The 15,573-nt window shown below is 61.3% G+C and carries 18 protein-coding genes; 4 read left to right on the top strand and 14 right to left on the bottom strand.

The genetic code is table 11. The annotated features are described in order from the left end of the window. Position 1 precedes the first annotated feature (1 nt). The 8 genes from ACA058_RS12200 to ACA058_RS12165 all read right to left on the bottom strand — a co-directional run bounded on the left by ACA058_RS12200 (position 2) and on the right by ACA058_RS12165 (position 7,546). Positions 2-775, bottom strand: coding sequence for a 1,6-dihydroxycyclohexa-2,4-diene-1-carboxylate dehydrogenase (locus ACA058_RS12200; RefSeq protein ID WP_497639302.1), 774 nt, complete (start codon positions 773-775; stop codon positions 2-4). A 12-nt stretch (positions 776-787) separates the two neighbouring features. Further along, positions 788-1,801: a benzoate 1,2-dioxygenase electron transfer component BenC gene (gene benC, locus ACA058_RS12195; RefSeq protein WP_497639301.1), complete on the bottom strand. Its 1,014-nt coding sequence runs from the start codon at positions 1,799-1,801 to the stop codon at positions 788-790. Positions 1,802-1,811: 10 nt separating this feature from the next. Then, positions 1,812-2,300 carry a benzoate 1,2-dioxygenase small subunit gene (gene benB / locus ACA058_RS12190; RefSeq protein WP_497639300.1) on the bottom strand — a complete coding sequence of 163 codons (489 nt, stop codon included), beginning with the start codon at positions 2,298-2,300 and terminating at the stop codon, positions 1,812-1,814. Next, a complete protein-coding gene (gene benA, locus ACA058_RS12185; protein WP_497639299.1) occupies positions 2,297-3,661 on the bottom strand; it encodes a benzoate 1,2-dioxygenase large subunit in 1,365 nt (454 codons plus the stop codon). The genes benB and benA overlap by 4 nt, the downstream gene beginning before the upstream one ends. Positions 3,662-3,944: 283 nt before the next feature. Further along, a complete protein-coding gene (locus ACA058_RS12180; protein ID WP_497639298.1) occupies positions 3,945-4,904 on the bottom strand; it encodes an AraC family transcriptional regulator in 960 nt (319 codons plus the stop codon). Between the two features lie 217 nt (positions 4,905-5,121). Continuing rightward, the gene (catA, locus tag ACA058_RS12175; protein ID WP_497639297.1) at positions 5,122-6,051 is read right to left on the bottom strand and encodes a catechol 1,2-dioxygenase; all 930 of its coding nucleotides are present in this window, start codon (positions 6,049-6,051) and stop codon (positions 5,122-5,124) included. Positions 6,052-6,105: 54 nt separating this feature from the next. Next, positions 6,106-6,396, bottom strand: coding sequence for a muconolactone Delta-isomerase (catC, locus tag ACA058_RS12170; protein WP_497639296.1), 291 nt, complete (start codon positions 6,394-6,396; stop codon positions 6,106-6,108). A gap of 10 nt (positions 6,397-6,406) precedes the next feature. Then, positions 6,407-7,546, bottom strand: a complete 1,140-nt coding sequence (locus ACA058_RS12165) for a muconate cycloisomerase family protein (protein WP_497639295.1) — start codon at positions 7,544-7,546, stop codon at positions 6,407-6,409. Between the two features lie 126 nt (positions 7,547-7,672). Here ACA058_RS12165 and ACA058_RS12160 point away from each other — a divergent pair, with 126 nt between their 5' ends. Continuing rightward, positions 7,673-8,569 (top strand): LysR family transcriptional regulator, encoded by an 897-nt coding sequence (locus ACA058_RS12160; RefSeq protein ID WP_497639294.1) that lies wholly within the window; start codon positions 7,673-7,675, stop codon positions 8,567-8,569. A gap of 59 nt (positions 8,570-8,628) precedes the next feature. Here ACA058_RS12160 and ACA058_RS12155 read toward each other — a convergent pair whose 3' ends face one another. Beyond that, positions 8,629-9,528, bottom strand: coding sequence for a polysaccharide deacetylase family protein (locus tag ACA058_RS12155; RefSeq protein ID WP_497639293.1), 900 nt, complete (start codon positions 9,526-9,528; stop codon positions 8,629-8,631). 118 nt (positions 9,529-9,646) lie between these two features. Between ACA058_RS12155 and ACA058_RS12150 the strand changes: the two genes are divergently transcribed. After that, entirely contained in the window at positions 9,647-10,330 is a 684-nt protein-coding gene (locus ACA058_RS12150; RefSeq protein ID WP_497639292.1) for an SOS response-associated peptidase family protein, read from the top strand. Between the two features lie 225 nt (positions 10,331-10,555). On the opposite strand, the gene ACA058_RS12145 is transcribed toward ACA058_RS12150, so the two are convergent. From ACA058_RS12145 to ACA058_RS12135, 3 genes are all read right to left on the bottom strand, one after another. Continuing rightward, positions 10,556-10,702 (bottom strand): hypothetical protein, encoded by a 147-nt coding sequence (locus ACA058_RS12145; RefSeq protein WP_497639291.1) that lies wholly within the window; start codon positions 10,700-10,702, stop codon positions 10,556-10,558. Between the two features lie 68 nt (positions 10,703-10,770). Then, entirely contained in the window at positions 10,771-11,085 is a 315-nt protein-coding gene (locus ACA058_RS12140) for an AzlD domain-containing protein (protein WP_497639290.1), read from the bottom strand. Continuing rightward, on the bottom strand, positions 11,082-11,780 hold the full coding sequence (locus ACA058_RS12135; protein WP_497639289.1) for an AzlC family ABC transporter permease: 699 nt from the start codon (positions 11,778-11,780) through the stop codon (positions 11,082-11,084). The genes ACA058_RS12140 and ACA058_RS12135 overlap by 4 nt, the downstream gene beginning before the upstream one ends. A 296-nt stretch (positions 11,781-12,076) precedes the next feature. On the opposite strand from ACA058_RS12135, the gene ACA058_RS12130 reads away from it, so the two are divergent. After that, positions 12,077-12,451 carry a DUF2784 domain-containing protein gene (locus ACA058_RS12130; protein WP_497639918.1) on the top strand — a complete coding sequence of 125 codons (375 nt, stop codon included), beginning with the start codon at positions 12,077-12,079 and terminating at the stop codon, positions 12,449-12,451. A gap of 24 nt (positions 12,452-12,475) precedes the next feature. Continuing rightward, the gene (locus tag ACA058_RS12125; protein ID WP_497639288.1) at positions 12,476-13,393 is read left to right on the top strand and encodes a LysR family transcriptional regulator; all 918 of its coding nucleotides are present in this window, start codon (positions 12,476-12,478) and stop codon (positions 13,391-13,393) included. Between the two features lie 3 nt (positions 13,394-13,396). Here ACA058_RS12125 and ACA058_RS12120 read toward each other — a convergent pair whose 3' ends face one another. Both ACA058_RS12120 and ACA058_RS12115 read right to left on the bottom strand, forming a co-directional pair. After that, complete coding sequence (locus ACA058_RS12120; protein ID WP_497639287.1) at positions 13,397-14,950, bottom strand: sensor domain-containing diguanylate cyclase; 1,554 nt, start codon at positions 14,948-14,950, stop codon at positions 13,397-13,399. 53 nt (positions 14,951-15,003) lie between these two features. Continuing rightward, the gene (locus ACA058_RS12115) at positions 15,004-15,531 is read right to left on the bottom strand and encodes a DUF3087 family protein (protein WP_497639286.1); all 528 of its coding nucleotides are present in this window, start codon (positions 15,529-15,531) and stop codon (positions 15,004-15,006) included. Between the last annotated feature and the right edge of the window lie 42 nt (positions 15,532-15,573).

Below are 15,573 nucleotides of genomic sequence, written 5' to 3'. Positions count from 1 at the left end.
CTCAGCCCTGGTCGCCACCGCCCACCGGCATGACCATGCCGGTGATATAGGACGCCTCGTCGCTGGCCAGGAACAGAATGGCGCCCGCCTGCTCATCCAGCGTGCCATAGCGCTTCATCAAACTGCTGTCGAGGGTCTGATCGACGATCTGCTGATACCAGGCCTTCTCTTGCTCACTCTGCTCGGCACTGTTGCGCGGAATAACCCGTGGCGGCGCTTCGGTGCCGCCAGGTGCAGTGGCGTTGACCCGAACACCGCGACCGGCGGTTTCGAACGCCAGGCAAGCGGTCAGCGCATTCACCCCGCCCTTTGCTGCGCCGTACGGCACACGGTTGACGCTACGGGTGGCGATCGACGAAACGTTGACGATCGCGCCACTGCCCTGCTGCAACATGTACGGCAATGCCGCATGGCAGCACCACAAGGTCGGAAACAGCGAACGGCGTACCTCGGCCTCGATCTGCGACGGATCGTAATGCTCGAACGGCTTGGTCCAGATGGTCCCGCCGACGTTATTGACCAGCACATCGAGACGACCAAAACGCTCCACGGCGCTTTGCATGACCCGGTTGCATTCGTCGTATTGCTCAAGGTCGGCGGTCAGGGCCAGGACCTCGCTGTGCTGGGCCAATTGCTGTTGAAGCTCGAAGACCAATTCTGAGCGATCGACCAGGATCAGCTTCGCCCCTTCCGCCGCCATGCGTTCGGCCACGCGCCGACCGATGCCTTGGGCAGCCCCGGTGATCAGCGCGACTTTGTCGTGGAATCTGTTCATGGAGAGAAAACCTCACGCCGCGCTGGCAGCAAATTTTTCGTAGTAGAAATTCGCAGGCTTGATGCCTTGCTCGCCGATGTATTTGCTGACTGCCTCCACCATCGGCGGCGGGCCGCACAGGTACACGTCGACGTCGCCGTCGTTCAGATGCTTGGGTTGAATGTGCTGGGTCACGTAGCCCTTGAGCGGGTGCTGGCTGTCGGGACTCGCCACGCAAGCGCTGTAGCTGAAGTTGGGAATGCGTGCGGCGAAGGCTTCCAGGCGATCGAGTTCCACCAGGTCGAAATCGTGGGTCACACCGTAGATCAGGTGCAGCGGGTGTTCACTGCCCTGCTCGGCGATCTTCTCCAGCATCGCGGTGAACGGCGCCAGCCCGGTCCCGCCCGCCAGCAGCAGCAACGGCCGACGGATATCGCGCAGATAGAAACTGCCCAGGGGACCTGCCAGGCTCATGCTGTCGCCAGCCTTGGCCATGCCGGTGAGGAAGCTGCTCATCAGGCCGCCAGGCACGTTGCGAATCAGGAAACTGACTTCACCGTCGCGCTGCAGCGAGCTGAACGAATAGGCGCGGGTCTGCTCGCTGCCGGGAATGCCCAGGTTCACATACTGGCCTGGCAGGAACGCCAGCTTGCTCAAGGACTCACTCTTGATCGACAGGGCAATGGTGCTGTCGGACAACTGGCGCACGGCGCTGATGGTGGCGTCGTAGCTGGCCTGGCGGGTGCGGCAGACATCCGAGGACACCGGCACCCGCACCACGCAATCGCTCTTGGCGCGCATCTGGCAGGTCAGGACATAGCCTTGCCCGGCTTCTTCAGGGCTGAGGGCGTCTTCGATGTATTCCTCGCCCAGATCGTAGCTGCCCGCTTCGGCAAAACACTTGCAGGTGCCGCAGGCGCCGTCACGGCAGTCCAGCGGAATATTGATGCCCTGGCGGTACGCGGCATCGGCCACGGTCTCGCCGACATTGGCGTCGATGAACCGGGTGACGCCGTCTTCAAAATTGAACGCAATGGAATGGGTCATGACGGCAGCCTCACAAGTGGTAAACATCGATGACCTGGCGAACGTAGTCGTTCTTCAGGATCACTTTCTTGGCCAAGATCTGCGTGTTTTCACCGCGCACATCGAGGGTGTAGAAACTGCTGCCGAAATAGCTGTCGACGGTCTTGTAGCGAAAGCTCAGGGTGTGCCAGTTGAAGCGCACCTTGCACAACCCGTCGGCTTGTTCGAGCAGCTCGATGTTGCTGATGTTGTGGGACGTGCGGGTGTCCGGCACGCTGGCACTGGAACGCTCGGTCTTGATGCGGAAGATGCGGTCTTCCAGGCCGGTGCGGTTGCCGTACCAGATCAGCGAGATTTCCCGCTGCGGGTCTTCCGTCAGTTCGTCGTTGTCGTCCCAGGACGGCATCCAGAACGTCGCGTCGGGGGCGTACAGTTCCAGCCACTCATCCCACTGGCGGTCGTCGAGGTAGCGCGCTTCGCGGTAGAGGAAATCGCGCACGGAATCATAAGAAATGGTCATTGCACGTCCTCCACGGCGATCAGTTTCGACTGCTCGACAGCCAGGGCCTTGAGCATGGTCTGCTGCCAGTACTTGTGTTGCAGCACGAACAGGCCTTCGTCTTCGGTGCGCACGCCGCTGAGCAGCGGATGCAGGTCAATTTCCCTGGCTGCCTCATCGGCGCCTTCGATCCAGTGTTCGGCGCCACGGGACATGTCGTTCCAGGTGGTGACGCTGCCCTGGTAACTGGTCTGGCAGGAGCGGAACTCTTCCAGATCGTCCGGCGTGGCCATGCCACTGACGTTGAAGAAGTCTTCGTACTGACGAATTCGGCTCGAACGCGCGTGATCGCTTTCGCCTTTGGGGGCGATGCAATAGATGGTGATCTCCGTGCGGTTGACCGAGATCGGCCGGGCGATACGGATCTGCGAGCTGAACTGATCCATCAGGTACACGTTGGGGTACAGGCACAGGTTGCGCGAGTTCTCGATCATCCAGTCGGCGCGAGCCTTGCCGAAGTCCTGGGCGAGTTCATCGCGACGTTCGTACAGTGGACGGTCCTCGGGGTTGGCCCACCGGGTCCAGAGCAGCATGTGACCCTTGTCGAAGGAATAGAAACCACCGCCCTGCTTGGCCCAGCTGCCGGCGCTCATGGTCGGGTTTTCGTCACCGGCTTCGCGCTGTTTGCGCTGGTTCTGGGTGGCGGCGTAGTTCCAGTGCACGGAGCTGACGTGGTAACCGTCGGCACCGTTTTCGGCGGTAAGTTTCCAGTTGCCTTCGTAGATGTAGCTGGAAGAACCGCGCAGCACCTCCAGGCCATCGGTGGACTGATCGACGATCATGTCGATGATCTTCGCCGACTCGCCCAGGTGCTCGACCAGCGGCACCACATCCGCCTTGAGGCTGCCGAAGAGGAAACCGCGATAGGACTCGAAGCGCGCGACTTTGGTCAGGTCATGGGAGCCTTCGCAGTTGAAGCTCGACGGGTAGCCGGCGTTGGCCGGGTCTTTGACCTTGAGCAACTTGCCGGAGTTGCTGAACGTCCAGCCATGGAACGGGCAGGTGTACGAGCTTTTGTTGCCGGACTTGTGCCGGCACAGGGTCGCGCCGCGATGACTGCAGGCATTGATGAACGCGTTCAGCACACCCTCCTTGTTGCGCGCGATGAAGATCGACTGGCGCCCCATGGTGGTGGTGTAGAAATCGTTGACGTTGGGGATCTGGCTTTCGTGCGCCAGGTACAGCCAGTTGCCTTCGAAGATGTGTTCCATCTCCAGATCGAACAACCGGGGGTCGGTGAACATCTCACGCTTGCAGCGGTAGATGCCCTGCTCTGGATCGTCTTCAAGCAGGGAATGCAAATATTCAGGTCGCAGGGTCATGGCCGCCGCCTCCATTGTTATTGTTCAGGCAGGACCAATGCTAAGACGCAGGTATGTGACGGACTATCCGCGGGGTGCAGACCTTTATCCGTTTTGTGCAGAGGGTGATGCGAAGCTAAACCTGTGGCTAGCCACTTCCTGTGGCGAGGGGATTTATCCCCGCTCGGCTGCGCAGCAGTCGTAAAACCTGCCTATGCGGTGTGCCAGGCAAAATGCTGGGGGTCGCTTCGCAACCCAACGGGGATAAATCCCCTCGCCACAGGACAATGTCGCCCGGCAGGTTTCAGTGCCGGCGCTTGAGGGTATCGGACGGCAACTCACCGAACTGCTTGCGGTAGCTGTCGGAGAATCGCCCCAGGTGCAGGAAGCCGTAGTCCATCGCCACCTCCGTAACGTTGCGCACGTTGCAGGTCGGGTCGCTCAGGCAAGCATTGATACGTTCCAGACGTTTCTGGCGCAGGTAGTTTTTCGGCGTCAGGCCGGCATTGCGTTCGAACAGGCCATACAACGAACGCAAACTCATGTGCGCCTGGCGCGCCAGTTCCTCGCTGTCGATGTCCCGCTTGAGATTGCTCGCGATATAGTCGGCAATGGCCTCGAAGGTGGCGGTCTGGGATCCGAGTTCGAGGCGGCTGACGTTGGTCTTCATCAGGCTGAGCATCTTGCTGACGATGATCTGCGCGTAATGTTCCTGCACCCGGGGAATCTGCTCGGTGGCCTCGGCCTCCTGGCAAATCATCGCCAGCAGGTTGACGAAGCCTTCCAGCTCATTGAGCTGATAGCGGTTCTCGAGAAACCGCACGCCTTGCCCCGGATAGCGCCAGCGCTGCTCATCGCAGACGGACTCGAACAAGCGGGTCGGGACTTTGAGGATGAATTTTTCGCAATCGGCGGAATACGTCAGGTCCACCGGATCGTCGGGGTTGATCAGCAGCAATTCGCCAGGGGCGAAGTAGTGTTCCTGGCCGTGACCGCGCCACAGGCAGTTGCCGCGCAGCAGCACTTGCAGGTGGTAAATGTTCTCCAGCGCGCCGGAGGTCACCCGCACACTGGCGCCGTAGCTGATGCGGCACAGGTCGAGACTGGCGAATTTCCGATGATCGAGGCTGGCCAGCGGCCGGCCGGCGCGGGGCATGAGGATGCAATGGTTGCCGACATGCTGATTGACGTAGCCCGACACCGCGTAGGGGTCGGCATGGTCGAATACTCTGCTGCGCTGACTCAACAGTTGAGTTTGCATCATCGGGTCACTCTCATTGTTGTTATAGGGTGCATCAGGTCATTCTAAGGCAGTACTTGCAGCGCTGTGTCAGTGGACTGACCTGTGGGCCTTTCTCAATGAAACCTGTAGGAGCGAGCATGCTCGCGATGGGCTTGAGGACGCCGCGGGGGTTCAGGTACCCAACGTCATCGTTAGCGACCATCGCGAGCATGCTCGCTCCTACAGTGAATCAGGACAATCAGTCCTCCAGTGCGCGAACCCGCTCGTGGCGCTGTTGCTCTTCGGGCTGGGCGGTCGACTGCAGGGTGAAATCGAACTCGATTTCGGCAAAACGACCGCTGACACCGTAGGCCTCCGCACGCTGCTGATCATCGCTGAACGTGATTTTGGCGATCAGCTCGTCACGGGTGGCGTAGGCAAAATCGTCGTGCAGGTACTTTTCGCCATCCAGGTTGATCTGGGTGGTCAGGTGACGATGGTCCGGTGCGGAGATGAAGAAGTGCACGTGCGCCGGACGCTGGCCGTGACGGCCCAGTTGATCGAGCAGTTGCTGGGTCGGGCCGTCCGGTGGGCAGCCGTAGCCCGACGGCACGATGCTGCGGAAACGGTAGCGGCCTTCGGCGTCTGTGACGATGCGGCGACGCAGGTTGAATTCCGATTGCGTGGTATCGAAGTACGAGTAGGTGCCGCCAGTGTTGGCGTGCCACACGTCCACCACGGCGCCCGCCAGGGGTTCGCCAGCGGTGTTGAACACCCGGCCTTGCATGAACAGGGTCACACCTGGATCGACACCGTCATCCAGACGCGCTTCGCCTTGCGACAGCGGTGCACCGGCCACGTACAGCGGGCCTTCGATGGTGCGCGGGGTGCCACCGGATTTACCGGCCTGCTCGTCTTCGGCGTCCATCAGCAGGTCGAGGTAATGCTCCAGGCCCAGGCCGGCCACCACCAGTCCAGCCTCCTGGCGCGCACCCAGCACGTTCAGGTAGTTGACCGCTTTCCAGAACTCTTCCGGGGTCACGGCGAGGTCTTCGATGATGTTCACCGAATCACGCAGGATGCGGTAGATCAGCGCTTTGGTGCGCGCATCACCGGCATCGTTATGCAGGCCGCTGGCTTCTTCGAGAAATTTCTGTACTTCGGCAGTGTGGGAAATCTTGACGTTCATTTTATGTGTTCCTCATCTTGTAATTATTGGCATGGCGAACTGAACAGGCTGGGTTCAGCGGTCATCCTCGCGAATAGACGAAGGATGCCGGCACATCGCGGTGACTTCGATCGCCATGTACGGATACAGCGGCAATTGCATGAGCGAATCGTGCAGTTCCTGAACGCTGTCGACATCGAACACGCTGTAGTTGGCATAGTGACCGGCGATGCGCCACAGGTGACGCCACTTGCCCTGCTCTTGCAGGCGCTGGGCCAGGGCCTTCTCGTCGGCCTTGAGTTTGGCGGCCGCTTCGGGATTCATGTCGACCGGCAGGTTCACGGTCATTTTTACGTGGAACAGCATAATGCTCTCCTCAGGCTTGATGAATGGTCTTGTCGCGACGGAAAAACGCCAGGCGCTCCTCGTCCAGGCTCAGGCCCAGACCCGGCGTTTTGGGCACATGCAGTTCGAAATCGCGATAGACCAAAGGCTCACTGAGAATGTCTTCGGTCAGCAGCAGCGGACCGAACAGCTCGGTGTCCCACGCCAGTTTGTTCAGGGTGACAAAGGCATGGGCCGAAGCCATGGTGCCGATTCCACCTTCGAGCATGGTACCGCCGTACAGGGCGATACCGGCCGCTTCGGCGATGGAGGCGGTGCGCAACACGGCGCGCGGGCCGCCATTCTTGGCGATCTTCAGGGCAAATACCGATGCCGCGCCTTCGCGAGCCAGGTTGAATGCATCTTCCACGCATTCGATGGATTCGTCGGCCATGATCGGCGCCGGGCTCATGGCATTCAGGCGTGCCATGCCGGCGCGGTTGTTGCGCGAGATCGGCTGTTCGATCAGGTCGATGCCATTGGTTCCCAGGATCCGGCAGGCGCGCAACGCCACCGCTTCATCCCAGGCCTGATTGACGTCGACCCGCACGCTGGCGCGATCGCCAAGGGCTTTCTTGATCGCAATCACGTGGGCCAGGTCGCGATTGACCTCGCCAGCACCGATTTTCAGTTTGAAGATGCGGTGGCGGCGCAGGTCGAGCATTTTTTCCGCTTCGGCGATGTCCTTTTCGGTATCGCCGCTGGCCAGGGTCCAGGCCACGGGCAGCGAGTCACGCACGCGGCCGCCGAGCAATTCGCTGACCGGCAGACCGAGGCGCTTGCCCTGGGCGTCGAGCAAAGCGGTTTCGATACCTGACTTGGCGAAGGTATTGCCACGGATACTGCGTTCCAGGCGCAACATCACGGCATTGACATTGCCGCTGTCCTGGCCGATCAACAGCGGCGCGAAGTGCTTGTCGATGTTGGTCTTGATGCTGTCAGGGCTTTCGTTGCCATAAGCCAGGCCACCGATGGTGGTGGCTTCGCCGATGCCTTCAATGCCATCGGCGCAGCGCACGCGAATGACCACCAGTGTCTGGTTCTGCATGGTGTGCATCGCCAGCTTGTGCGGGCGGATGGTCGGCAGATCGACGATGATCGTCTCGATCGATTCAATGGCTGTAGCAAGCATTTCGATACCCGTCAGGTTCTTGAAGTTCTGGCCTGATTCTCATACGGCTTTTTCCGGGCGGCCAATATAGAATTGGTCTGGCTTGATACCTTCAAGGTATGCAACCGCTCGACATCCGGAGGCTCCATGGAACTGCGTCACCTGCGTTACTTTCAGGTGTTGGCTCAAACCCTCAATTTCACCCGCGCCGCCGAACGGCTGCACATCGCCCAGCCGCCCTTGAGCCGGCAGATCCAGCAACTGGAAGATGAACTGGGGGTGATGCTGCTCGAGCGTGGCCGACCGCTGAAGCTGACCGACGCCGGGCGTTTTTTCCATGAGCACTCCACCGCCCTGCTCGACCAGCTGCACAAGGTCTGCGACAACACGCGGCGCATCGGCCTGGGGGAAAAGACCTGGCTGGGTATTGGCTTTGCGCCATCGACGCTCTACGGCGTGCTGCCGGAACTGATTCGCCGCTTGCGTAGCGGCGAACCGCTGGAACTGGAACTCGGGCTGTCGGAGATGACCACGCTGCAGCAGGTACAGGCGCTCAAGGCCGGGCGCATCGACGTCGGCTTCGGCCGCATCCGCATCGACGACCCGGCCATCGTCCAGACCGTGCTCACCGAAGACCGCCTGGTGGCCGCCCTGCCCGCCGGTCACCCGCTGCTGGCTGGGCCCGTCAGCCTGCGCGACCTGGCCAAGGAGCCCTTCGTGCTGTACCCCGGCAACCCGCGCCCCAGCTATGCCGACCACGTGATCGCACTGTTCGAATCCTATGGGGTGAGCATTCATGTGGCGCAATGGACCAACGAGTTGCAGACGGCGATCGGGCTGGTGGGCGCCGGGATAGGGATCACGCTGGTGCCGGCCTCGGTGCAGTTGCTGCACCGCGACGACATCGGTTTCACCCCGCTGCTGGAAGACAACGCCACCTCACCGATCATTCTCAGTCGGCGGGTGGGCGACGTGTCACCGGGGTTGAACCATTGCCTGCGAATGATCGATGAACTATTGCCACAGGCCATCATGCCCTTGTAGGCGCGTGAGTCTTCAACCAGCAAACGCCCGGCGACCGGCGCTCATCTCGGTGTGCAATTTCAATGGCTATTGTCTTTCCAGATCCAGTTCCAGATCCCCGGCAATTGCGCCGGCTGTGAACTGTCGCGCAGCGTACGCGCCATGGCGGCCCGTTGCAGCGCGGTGGTGTCGTCGTAAAACGCCATTGGGGCGGTCCTCACCCCCGTCGCCCGGGCACTGTCGAGAAGGATTTGCAGGTATTCGCGGGTATGCCGTGCGGTGTAGCGATTGAGGTCGTGGAAAGTCACCACCACCGGAATCACCCCGTCCACCACCGGCAGCTCGCCTCGGGCAATGCGTTCGCGCACTTCGGACATCGAACGCAGCATATGGGCGCGGCGCAAGGGGCTGGCGTTGAAGCCCCAGATCTTGCCGTCGTTGGCGCTCAGGTCGGTCAGCAGCACATGCAGGCCATGCTGCTGATAAGCGGCGAAGGTGCGTTTGTCGTAGCTCCAGAATGGCGGGCGCACCAGGGTCGGCGGCGCACCGGTAATCGCGGCGATGTCGGCACAACCCTCGGTGAGCGCCTGTTCCAGTTCTTGCGCGTCCAGAGAGCGATGATTGGTGTGCGAAGGCGTCGCCGTGTGGAAGGCCAGAATGTGCCCGGCATCGCGCTCGCGGTGCATGACCGCACGCCCGATTTCACTGGCGCCGGCCCGTGAGGCGCGGGTCTGCACGAAAAACACCGCCTTGATGCCAGGTTGCAGAGGATTGATCGCCAGGCTGTCGAGCACGGTCTCGGTCGGGTTCCAGAAACTCGAGGCGCTGGGGCCATCGTCGAACGTCAGCAGAAAGCGGATCGGTGGTTGCGCGCGCAACCCTTGTTCTGTTTGCGGCGTCATTTCAATGGGTGCGGCGATACAGCCCAGCAGACCGACTGCCATGGCGAACCCCGATAGAACCTTGAGCAACTGTTTCATATTTTGCCTTGGGCCAGACCCCACAGCGGCGGGCCGAGGTTGGATAAGGTACACAGTGTTTGGTTCCGGCGCTCGCCCAAACATCTATGCTGAACACTCCAGCCGGAGGGTTCGATCAATGTGCGGACGATTGTCGCAATACCGGGGCATTCACGATTTCGTGGCGGTGCTGAGCATTCCCGACGCCTTGATCAACCACGTCGGCGATCAGCCACTGGCCCGCTACAACGCCGCGCCGACCACCCAGCTCGCGCTGTTGCACCTGGAGAGCGATGGTCTGCACGCCGACCCGCAGCGCTGGGGCTGGCGACCGCACTGGGCTAAGGATCGTGCGGCGCCGATCAATGCGCGCGTCGAGAAAGTCGCCCACGGCCCGTTCTTTCGAGCGATCTGGCCCCATCACGCCATCTGCCCGGTCGACAACTGGTTCGAATGGGTCGATGCCGGGGACGGCACGCGGCAACCCTGGCTGATTCGCCGACGTGACCAAGGGCCGGTCTTCTGCGCGGCGATCGGGCAATTCCCGGTGGGCAGTGCGGCCCCCAGGGACGATGACGGCTTTGTCATCATCACCGCCGATAGCGCGGGCGGCATGCTGGACGTTCATGATCGCCGACCGGTGGTGTTCAGCGCAGAACTGGCGCGCGAATGGCTGGACCCGGCGACACCCAGGGAACGTGCCGAGCAGATGGTGATTCTACAGGGGGAAGGTAGTGATGCTTTTGACTGGTACAGGGTTGACAAGGCAGTTGGGAATGTCAGGAATCAGGGGGCCGTGTTGATTGAGGCTTTCAAGGCATGACACATATAGGTCATGATCAACGAGTTGAACGCCTGGATCGACAGGAATCTGGGTTATCGGGCCGCCCACCCCGACTTCCCGCATTTACTGTGTAGGAGCGAGCATGCTCGCGATGGTCGTTAACGATGACGAGGGCTGCATGGATGAACGCGGCGCCCTCACGTCCATCGTCGGAACGCCGCCCGGAGCATGCTCGCTCCTACAGTTACAGGGTTCGCAGGTCGCTCAGAACTTACGGTCAGGCTCCGACAACTCCTTGCCATCATCGGGATGTTTCCAGTCCGGCGTCGAACGCTTCTGCTGCTCGATTTCTTCCTCCGTCGGTTCATCCATGTCTTCTTCGGGATCCGGTTTCTTTTGCTCTATTGCCATGTGTTCACCTCTCTTCCTGAAGGGATCGGTCATCATTTTTAAGCGTAGGACAGTTTCCCCTTCCCGGCTCACGGCCACCCACGCAGCAAAAAGAAAAAGCCCATGCTCAACAGCATGCTGAGCAAGGTGTTGCGGGTGTACAGCACCAGGCCGATGGCCACCAGCGAACTGATCAGGTAGGGGTTGTCCCATTGCAGATTCAGTTGCTTGTCCGGCATGAACACGATCGGCCCGCAGATCGCGGTCAACATGCCCGGCACGGCGAAACCCAGGAACTGCCGGGCATTGCTGCTCAGGCGTACCGGCAGACGCGGTTCCAGGAAGACATAGCGGTTGAGAAATACCAGAACGCCCATGCCGATAATCACTGCCCAGACCATCATGTGCGCACTCCCTGGAATTTGTTGCAGATAAAACCGGCGGTCGTGCCTGCCAGTCCCGCCAGCACCAGGGCCGAGCCCCATTGCCAATAGCTGAACAGCACCGAGCAGAACAGCGAAACCGCGACACAGACCACGGTCGGCACGTTGCGCACCACCGGGGTGATCAGGGCGATGAAGGTGGCCGCGATGGAGAAGTCCAGCCCCAGGTGTTCCAGGCCCGGAATGCTGCTGCCCAGCACGATGCCCGCCAGGGTGAAGAGGTTCCAGGCAATGTAGAACGTCAGGCCGACACCCAGGGCGTACCAGCGATTGAACTGTTGCTTGTCGTGCTGGCTGGTCAGGGCGAACAGTTCATCGGTGAGCAAAAAGCCCAACCCCGCTCGCCAGCGACCCGGCAACGGCGAGATTACCGAACGCAGGCTCATCCCGTAGAGCAAATGCTGGGAGGTCAGCAACACGGTGGTCAGCAGGATCGAAAAGATCCCGGCCCCGCCCTTGAGCATGCCGATGGCCACTAACTGGGCGGCGCCGGCAAACACGATGCTCGACAAGCCCTGGCCTTGCAGGGGCGTGAGGTTGGCTTCGATGGCCATAGAACCGGCCAGCAGGCCCCAGGGCGCCGTCGCCAGGGATAACGGCATGATCGCCACGGCGCCACGCAAGAATGCGCTGCGCGGCATAAGTGATTTGGACATAACGCTCTGCAACCAGGGAAAGACCTGAGACTGTGCCAGCAGTCACGGCCAATGGCTTGAACAATCTTGCGCACTTGGGCCATTCATCGGATGGCTGCTGCGTCGCCCAACATGACGGCGCTGCATTTTCCTGATGTTCGTGATTGACAAACAGCGCGCCCCGATGCAACGCAGCAGCGATGCCATGGTGAGGCGTTTAAAGGAGGTGCTCGGTGCGCTGGGCAGCGACAATCGATAGCGCCAGGCACCCGCCCGAGTACCATGGAGCGATACGACTGACGCGCCTGGGGGTCGACATGCTCTACCGAATCGCCGCCGATGGGCTGGTGCTGTTTCACCTGGCGTTCATTGTGTTCGTTGTGTTCGGCGGGCTGCTGGTCCTCAAATGGCAGCGCCTGATCCTGTGGCACCTGCCCGCCGCCGTCTGGGGCGTGGCGGTGGAGGTGTTCCACCTGCCTTGCCCACTGACGCACTGGGAAAACCTGATGCGCCAGGCGGCGGGGCAAACCGGTTACGGCGGTGGTTTTATCGAACATTACGTGTGGCCGATCATTTACCCGGCCGGGCTGACACCGGCCATTCAGATTGGACTGGGCAGCGCGGTACTGGTGGTGAACGTGCTGGTCTATCTTCGATTGATCCGGCACAAGAAACGGCGGCGGCTATTGTAACCGTCAAACACGAGGGTTCGGCCCATGCTGTCGACTGAAGACCTGACACTGCTGCAAGCGATCCGCGAGACCGGCAGCCTGTCGCGGGCCGCGGCCTACCTCGGCAAGGCGCCGTCTACGGTGTCCTACGCCGCGCGGCAACTGGAAGAACGCTTCGATGCCTTGCTGTTCGATCGCCGGCGCTATCGCCTGCAACTCACCCCGGCCGGTGAATTGCTGGTCAACGAAGCGGCGCGACTGATGCAGGATGTCTCGCGCCTGACCCAACGGGTGCAACAAGTGGCCAACGGCTGGGAGAGTCGACTGTGGATCGTCACCGATGAACTGCTGGAGTTCGAAACCCTGCTCCCGGTGATCCACGAGTTCGATGCGCTGGGCTCCGGCGTACCGCTGCGTATCACCCAGGAGGTGCTCCGGGGCGTCTGGGAGGCTCTGCGTGAAGGCCGCGCGGACCTGATCATCGGCGCCACCAACGAGCCTCCGGCCATCGCGTCCCTGCGCTGGATGCAACTGGGGGAAATGGAGTGGGTATTCGCCGTCTCGCCCAGGCACGCGTTGGCCAAGGCCAGCGAACCGATTACCCGCGTCATGGTGGCGCAGCACCGGGCGATCGTCGTGGCGGACTCGTCCCGGGCCAGCGAAGGCAGTACTTACGGTGTCTCGGGTGGCCAATCGGTGCTGGCAGTGCCGACCATGCGCGCGAAAATTCTCGCCCAGTGCGACGGCCTCGGCGTGGGCTGGCTGCCCAGGCATCGGGTCGGCTCGTTGTTGAACAATGGCTCGCTGGTTGAAAAGCAGATGGCCGACCCGCGCGAGCCGAACATTCTGTATGCCGGCTGGCGCGGCGATCACGACGGACGGGCATTGGGCTGGTGGCTGGAAAAGCTCAAGCAGTCGTACCTTTGCACCCGACTGGTACAAGGCAGCGACCGGTTTGCCTGAGCCTCAGTTGGCAATCACGCTCATGTTGCGCCCGCTGGCCTTGGCCACGTACAGCGCCTTGTCGGCTGCCCCGATCAGCTCGCTGGTCTGGGCTTGTGACGCCGGATCGTAACCGCAAACACCCACGCTGACCGTCACCTTGCCATCAGGACTTTCACTGTGCAGCAAGCCGGCTGCCTGGACCGCATGACGAATTTTCTCCGCCAGCAGAAATGCCCCGACGTAGTCAGTCCCCGGCAGTACCACGGCAAACTCCTCGCCACCAAAGCGGGCAGCCAGATCGCCAGGGCGCCTGATGTGCTCGGTAATGAGCGCAGCGATCTTGCGCAGGCACTCATCACCGGCCAGGTGGCCGTAGCGATCGTTGAACGGCTTGAAGTGATCGACATCGATCATCAGCAGCGCCAGACCCGTCACATTGTGCCGGGCGCGGCCCATTTCCGCCTGGATGAACAGATCGAACTGGCGTCGGTTGGCCAGGCCCGTGAGCGCGTCTTCCAACGCCAGCAACTCAAGGTTGCGATTGAGTTCGAGTAGCCTCTCCTGAGTGCCGAGCAACTCGCCCTGGATGCGATCCTGCTTCTTCATCAACCTGATCAGGCGATAGCCGAGCAGCCCCAGTACCCCGAGCAGCAGCGCGACGATGCCCGCACTGAGCAAGGACTCCTGGCGCCAGCCAGCCAGCACCTCGTCCTTGTTGAGCGCGGCAAAGACGATCAGCGGATAACCCTCGACCCGGCGAAAGCCCACGACCCGCTCCACGCCATCCATGATGGACCTGACGGTAGCCGTCCCCGAACTGCCCTGTGGCAGGAGCCGGGTGAACAACGGACTCTTGGCCAGGCTGGTGCCGATGTCCGCCTCGTGAAACGGCCGGCGCACGATGATCCTGGCATCGTCGGCGATCAGGTTGATCACACCGTTGTTGCCCATGTCGATGCCATCGTAAAGCTGCAGGAAATGGCTGAGATAGATCGTGGCCAGCGCCACGCCGGCGAAACTGCCGTCCGGATGATTGATGCGGCGCGACACCGTCATGATCCATTCGCCGCTGGAGCGGCTCCTGATCGAAGAGCCGATGTGCGGTCCGCGGTCGGTATGATCGCGATGATAGATGAAATACTCGCGGTCGGAATTGTTCGCTACCCCCACCTCGGCGCCGTTGGAGTTGGCGATCCATTTACCGGTTTGGTCATAGACGAACAGCCCATGGACCTGGCTTAACTCACTGCGCTGGGCGCTGAGCAAGCGTTGCAGGCGATTGAGCCGACCCTGGTCGATACCGTCGTTCTCCAGACGATCGACCAGGGTGAACAGCAGCGTGTCGGCTTGCTTGATCGCCGCCTGTGCTTGCGAGGCCAGGGTCTGCGCAAGGTTGGACATCGCCACTTCCTTGTCATGCAGATGGTACTGGCGTGAGCTCCAGGTTTCCCAGATCACGATCACCGCCATCGACAGGCATACGGCAATCATCAGCGTCACGGCCGAGCGAGTCTTGAGCCTTGCGAGGCCCGGCCGGTTTTTTTCGATACGCTCGTTAATAGACGGATGCCCCATGACGTTCGCTCCTTGAATCGAATGAAAAGGCCTTTGCTTGCTGCTCCATAGGTCTATCGCGCAGCCCGCTTCAGCGCGTCCAGCCAGGCCGGGGCCAGTCGCGTCTGCCGGGTATCAATGCCCAACGCTTCCATCCGTGCCTGGTGCTGCTGCATCTCCCGGTGCAACTGCGCATCATCGCTGGAGTTACCGTCCAGTTGATGCATCTGACTCAATCCCAGGTGATAGAAGCGCAAAAGCTTCATGGCGTTCGGATCCCCCGCCGCCACAGCAGCCTTGAGGTGGTGCATGACGTTGGTGATGCTCATCAGGCTGCGCTTGAGCTGCCAGCTGTAGACCGCCGGCGCCATCCACTCCTGGCGCCAGAACAGCTTGCGCATCAACGCGGCCATGACCAATACCGCGGCAAACACCCCGCCGATGTTGAAGCGTAGATTGTCCCCTCCGGGCTCGCCGAACACCGTCACCGCCGCGGTGGACAGGGCCATCGCCAGCGCGAGGAAGATCAGCGCGATCATCACCGTGCTGCGCCGCGTCCGTTGCCGATAGTCGTCGGCGTTCATCGGCTGGATTTCGAACATGACGTCGGGATTCCTTGGCTTCAATGGTAAAAAGGGTCGCAG

The organism is Pseudomonas sp. LBUM1649, assembly GCF_059716155.1.
Note: the sequence above shows the minus strand (reverse complement) of the source record. Positions and strands in the feature narration are given on the sequence as shown.

Excerpts from the sequence above, each read along its gene's own strand:
- ACA058_RS12200 (WP_497639302.1), bottom strand. The coding sequence starts at position 775 with ATGAACAGATTCCACGACAAAGTCGCGCTGATCACCGGGGCTGCCCAA.
- benC (WP_497639301.1), bottom strand. The coding sequence starts at position 1,801 with ATGACCCATTCCATTGCGTTCAATTTTGAAGACGGCGTCACCCGGTTC.
- benB (WP_497639300.1), bottom strand. The coding sequence starts at position 2,300 with ATGACCATTTCTTATGATTCCGTGCGCGATTTCCTCTACCGCGAAGCG.
- benA (WP_497639299.1), bottom strand. The coding sequence starts at position 3,661 with ATGACCCTGCGACCTGAATATTTGCATTCCCTGCTTGAAGACGATCCA.
- ACA058_RS12180 (WP_497639298.1), bottom strand. The coding sequence starts at position 4,904 with ATGATGCAAACTCAACTGTTGAGTCAGCGCAGCAGAGTATTCGACCAT.
- catA (WP_497639297.1), bottom strand. The coding sequence starts at position 6,051 with ATGAACGTCAAGATTTCCCACACTGCCGAAGTACAGAAATTTCTCGAA.
- catC (WP_497639296.1), bottom strand. The coding sequence starts at position 6,396 with ATGCTGTTCCACGTAAAAATGACCGTGAACCTGCCGGTCGACATGAAT.
- ACA058_RS12165 (WP_497639295.1), bottom strand. The coding sequence starts at position 7,546 with ATGCTTGCTACAGCCATTGAATCGATCGAGACGATCATCGTCGATCTG.
- ACA058_RS12160 (WP_497639294.1), top strand. The coding sequence starts at position 7,673 with ATGGAACTGCGTCACCTGCGTTACTTTCAGGTGTTGGCTCAAACCCTC.
- ACA058_RS12155 (WP_497639293.1), bottom strand. The coding sequence starts at position 9,528 with ATGAAACAGTTGCTCAAGGTTCTATCGGGGTTCGCCATGGCAGTCGGT.
- ACA058_RS12150 (WP_497639292.1), top strand. The coding sequence starts at position 9,647 with ATGTGCGGACGATTGTCGCAATACCGGGGCATTCACGATTTCGTGGCG.
- ACA058_RS12145 (WP_497639291.1), bottom strand. The coding sequence starts at position 10,702 with ATGGCAATAGAGCAAAAGAAACCGGATCCCGAAGAAGACATGGATGAA.
- ACA058_RS12140 (WP_497639290.1), bottom strand. The coding sequence starts at position 11,085 with ATGATGGTCTGGGCAGTGATTATCGGCATGGGCGTTCTGGTATTTCTC.
- ACA058_RS12135 (WP_497639289.1), bottom strand. The coding sequence starts at position 11,780 with ATGTCCAAATCACTTATGCCGCGCAGCGCATTCTTGCGTGGCGCCGTG.
- ACA058_RS12130 (WP_497639918.1), top strand. The coding sequence starts at position 12,077 with ATGCTCTACCGAATCGCCGCCGATGGGCTGGTGCTGTTTCACCTGGCG.
- ACA058_RS12125 (WP_497639288.1), top strand. The coding sequence starts at position 12,476 with ATGCTGTCGACTGAAGACCTGACACTGCTGCAAGCGATCCGCGAGACC.
- ACA058_RS12120 (WP_497639287.1), bottom strand. The coding sequence starts at position 14,950 with ATGGGGCATCCGTCTATTAACGAGCGTATCGAAAAAAACCGGCCGGGC.
- ACA058_RS12115 (WP_497639286.1), bottom strand. The coding sequence starts at position 15,531 with ATGTTCGAAATCCAGCCGATGAACGCCGACGACTATCGGCAACGGACG.